The sequence below is a fragment of the Vibrio sp. V42_P2S4T144 genome (assembly GCF_009904715.1).
GTDB classification, from domain to species: Bacteria; Pseudomonadota; Gammaproteobacteria; order Enterobacterales; family Vibrionaceae; genus Vibrio; species Vibrio alginolyticus.
The window spans coordinates 1-4317 of record NZ_WXWS01000647.1; the positions used below are offsets into that span (position 1 = coordinate 1).

4 protein-coding genes and 1 pseudogene are annotated in these 4317 nt (G+C 44.1%); all 5 read right to left on the reverse strand.

The window, feature by feature from the left end; genetic code table 11:
- The coding region (locus CAG68_RS21045; protein ID WP_161441618.1) for an LrgB family protein at positions 1-549 on the reverse strand (549 nt) is incomplete at its 3' end.
- Between the two features lies 1 nt (position 550).
- Positions 551-925, reverse strand: coding sequence for a CidA/LrgA family protein (locus CAG68_RS21050; protein ID WP_005397786.1), 375 nt, complete (start codon positions 923-925; stop codon positions 551-553).
- A gap of 55 nt (positions 926-980) precedes the next feature.
- On the reverse strand, positions 981-2402 hold the full coding sequence (gene sbcB, locus CAG68_RS21055) for an exodeoxyribonuclease I (protein ID WP_047100708.1): 1422 nt from the start codon (positions 2400-2402) through the stop codon (positions 981-983).
- Between the two features lie 156 nt (positions 2403-2558).
- Positions 2559-3932 carry an L-cystine transporter gene (locus CAG68_RS21060; protein ID WP_005377885.1) on the reverse strand — a complete coding sequence of 458 codons (1374 nt, stop codon included), beginning with the start codon at positions 3930-3932 and terminating at the stop codon, positions 2559-2561.
- A gap of 200 nt (positions 3933-4132) precedes the next feature.
- Positions 4133-4317 (reverse strand): annotated as a pseudogene (locus CAG68_RS21065) (oxidoreductase); the annotation flags it as partial.

Sequence of the window (4317 nt, forward strand, 5' to 3'; positions counted from 1 at the left end):
GCCTAAGGCATGAGAGACTGTACCCATTGTCAGACCACGTGCAATCGGGTGTTTAATTCCAATTAAGTTGTAAATTGGGTATGCCAAAATCGCGCCCAATAAACCAACAATCAGAACCAAGATCGCCGCAACGGCAGCTTCACCACCGAGGTGACTCGAAATTTCCATTGCTATTGGCGTAGTGACGGATTTACCCACTAGACTTGCGATTAAACTGATATCCGCTTTGAAAGCGACTGCGATCAAGGTGGTTGTCATCATCGACATCACACTGCCTACTGTGCAAGCAAAAGTGATGATTCGCCAGTTTGCTTTAATTTGTGGTAGTTGTTCATATAACGGGTAAGCCAGAGCAACTACGGCTGGTTGAAGTAAAAAACTGATCCCTTCGTTATCCGCATAATACGTTTCAAACGGTACATTTAAGTAAGTAAGCAAAGGAATGAGCACTGCAATACTGATCAGCAAAGGATTTGCTAGAGGATTATTCACTTTGATTGCAATTTGGCGCGCGACAAGAAAAACCGCAATGGTAACAACTAACCACATATCAGTGCTTCTCCTTTAGCAAGTAGTCCAGCAGCCAAGCGAGGCTGACTAGTACAATGAGTGAGCCTCCAACTGCGCTAGCAATGATAGGGAGGGCATTAGCGAGTAGCATATCGAAATGTTGCATTAATCCGACGCTAATAGGAACGAACAATAAGATCATATAGCGGATAAATAGCGTGGCGCCCGGTTTGACCCAGTCGACTTTTACAAGCCCAAGAGTCATGGAGAAAAACAGTACGAGCATACCGATGACACTTCCTGGAACGGAAACGCCAGTGAACTTTTGAATGGTAATTCCGATGCCAAGTGCTCCCATGATGAGGAAGATTGAAATGAGCAGTTGGATCAGTTGTAAGAATCGTTCTTTAATCATTTTGACAGTATATAAACAACAAGCACACCATAAGGTGCGCTTGTATTAGGAGGAGTTAGGAAGCTAAGCTCTCTACATAACAGTACACGGATTTTAATATCGCAATCTTCTTTTCGTCACTTTCATGTTCGTGAACTAAGTTTTCTAAATTCAGCATGTACTCTTCAATTTGGCTTTCAAACACTTCTCGACAGTGTAGTGCCCAGCGTCTTTGTTCTTGCTCGTCTAATGTGCCTGGGAAGTTACGCGCACGATAGCGGAACAATAGAGGTTTAATGCGCTTGTCATCAAATTCAATGTCTAATGCAGCAAGATTATTCGGGTCGGTTTCTCGAATGATATCCATAGCTGCGCGATCAGCCGGAGAAAAGAACCCGTCGTAAAGCTGTGTATCGACGTCATCACTTTTATCGAATTTACGCTCGACTGAAAAGAGGCTAATCAGCTTTTCTCTAATTTCAGGATGTTGGCGCAACAAAGCGAGATTAGCGAGACATTGCTGGCGATCAATGCCAATAGACTCCGCATTTTCAGCCGTTAACGTTTTTGCAGGGGCGAGAATAGGGCATTTGTTCAAATGAACTAGTTTAACTGGCACTGGTAGCAATTCACCAAGATCTTCGCGCTTAGTGTAGAGTCTTTCGTGCAGCTCTTCTGCGGATAGCTCAAGAATAGGTTGAGGGTCTTTCGCTAAATCGATGGTGATAACGGCGTTATTATTGGTTGGATGCCAAGCAACAGGCACAATCCAGCTAGTGTACTGGCATTCGCGCCCTAGCATGCCTGAAACGTGCATCAACGGTGTCATGTTGACGATGTCGACTAAATCATTGAGCTTGCGCTTTTGGCGCATAGAAAAAAAGTAATCAAACAATTTTGGTTGCGCTGCTTTTACTTTCTTTGCCATTTCGATAGTCGCAATCACATCTGCCATGGCATCGTGCGCGTTACTATGTTCTATGCCGTTAGCCACAGACAAGTGTTCTAATTTAAAGCTAGTGAAGCCATCTTCGTTTTCTGGCCATTCTACGCCTTCTGGGCGAAGGGCATGGCACGCGCGTAGTACATCGAGTAAATCCCAACGCGAGTTACCGTTTTGCCAACTCCATGCGTATGGATCGATAAAGTTGCGATAACAAGTATAACGGGTCACTTCGTCATCAAAGCGAATGCTGTTGTAGCCTAAACTGGTGGTATTTGGTCTCGCGAGTTCAGCGTGAATCTTAGCGATAAACTCTGGCTCAGAAAGGCCTTCTTGAACCGTTTTTTGCGGAGTAATACCAGTAATAAGCGCAGCTTCAGGAGACGGAAGATAATCAGCTGGTGGTTGACAGTACATGACTAAAGGCTCGCCGATGATATTAAAGTTTTCATCTGTACGAACACCAGCAAACTGGCTTGGGCGATCTTTCGCGGGGTTGGTTCCCCATGTCTCATAATCAAAGAAGAAAAAAGTGGGCTGATTATCTTGGTGCATTCTGCTTACCGTTTACAAAACCGATGACACTATTAGACCATTCAACGCCTTGACTAGCAACGAAAGATGCAAGTTGAATTTTTGAAAATGAAAAAAGCCGATGGCGAACCATCGGCTTGATATTTTACGTTTATCGCTTTGGAAGGAATTTGAGTTCTATGCTCGTGTTTCTTCCAATGTTGCTTCACTTTCTGGTGACTTCAGCACTCGGCTAGCAATTGTACCCGCAGTCATTGAGCCTGAAACGTTTAGTGCGGTACGTGCCATGTCAATCAATGGTTCAATAGAGATAAGTAGCGCCGCGATGGTCACAGGTAAGCCCATTGCAGGAAGAACAATCAAGGCTGCAAACGTTGCACCGCCGCCAACACCTGCAATACCAAATGAACTGATGGTGATAATCGCAATCAATGACAGGATAAAGTGTAGATCAAGTGGGTTGATACCCATTGTTGGAGCTACCATCACTGCAAGCATTGCAGGATAGATACCCGCACAGCCGTTTTGGCCGATAGTGGCACCAAACGATGCTGATAGGTTTGCAATCGCTGGTGGTACGTTAAGCTTGGTGATTTGCGCTTCTACGTTTAGTGGAATTGTTGCTGCTGAGCTACGAGATGTAAACGCGAAGGTCAGTACAGGCCAGATTTTCTTAAAGTATTCCGCAGGGCTAACGCCGACAAAAGAGACTAATACGCCGTGAACAACAAACATCAGTGCGATAGCAACATAAGACGCCACAATAAAGCCAAGTAGGTTTAGGATGTCGCCTGCGCTTGATGTCGCTACCACTTTTGCCATCAGTGCTGCGATGCCGTATGGCGTTAGGGCCATGATCATCTTCACTAATCGCATAACGATAGATTGAGCAGCTTCTACGAAAGTACGAATCGGTGATTCCAACTCTGCTTTTTCCATCATCACTTTACGAGCGGCGATACCAGTTAACACGCCGAAAATCACTACAGCGATAATCGATGTCGAGCGAGCACCTGTTAGATCAGCAAATGGGTTGGTTGGAATGAAACTAACTAGCATTTGAGGAATAGTTAGGTCACTTACTGTACCGGCACGGCTTTCTAAAACGGCGATACGAGCGGTTTCACGCGCACCTTCAGTTAACCCTTCTGCTGAAAGGCCAAATGTCGTTGTCACCAAGATACCGATAAGTGCAGCAATTGCAGTCGTTACTAGAAGAACAGAGATGGTCAGGCCAGAAATTTTACCTAAAGAGCCACCTTTCTCCAATTTAACAACTGCAGAGATCATCGATACCAATACTAGTGGCATGATGACCATTTTCAGTAGACCAACGTAGCCACTGCCTACAATGCCTACCCATTCAAGTGTTTGAGCAATCGCGCTGTTGCCTTCACCGTGAATGAGTTGCAAAGCAAGACCAAAAAGAGAACCGGTAACAAGACCGATCAAAACGAGACGTGAAAGAGTGTGTTTCTTTTGTTGCTGATTAAATAGAAAGAACAATATTCCAACAAAGACGGCTAGAGAGGCTATCACTGCAAAATTCATAATTTGACCTTATCAACCAGCCGAAGTGGCGGTTGTTTTTTATACGGGGTTTTATACGGATTTATTTATGGAGCGTAAGATAACGCTCGTGATATAACTTTAAAAATGACAAACGGGTATTAGCTAGATCTAAAATGAATATAAAAACGAGATCTAAGTCGCGTGAGAGTGTGAATTAGCACGTTAATTGTACAAAATGGTTATTCGTAGTGATGCAGTAAGTCACGCATTTCTTTCCTTTGTAAGTAAACCACCGAGTCTTCTTGATAACTGAAAAGTTGATAAATCATCGCTTTGGCGACATCTTCTGCTCGAATAGGTAAAAAGTTGGACAGTTTGCCAAGCATAAGTGGGCGAATTACCTTAAACAGAGTTTGTACTAACT

What these genes read in the sequence shown, in the direction of transcription:
- sbcB (WP_047100708.1), bottom strand. Translation starts at nt 2,402, where the DNA reads ATGCACCAAGATAATCAGCCCACTTTTTTCTTCTTTGATTATGAGACA.
- CAG68_RS21060 (WP_005377885.1), bottom strand. Translation starts at nt 3,932, where the DNA reads ATGAATTTTGCAGTGATAGCCTCTCTAGCCGTCTTTGTTGGAATATTG.
- CAG68_RS21050 (WP_005397786.1), bottom strand. Translation starts at nt 925, where the DNA reads ATGATTAAAGAACGATTCTTACAACTGATCCAACTGCTCATTTCAATC.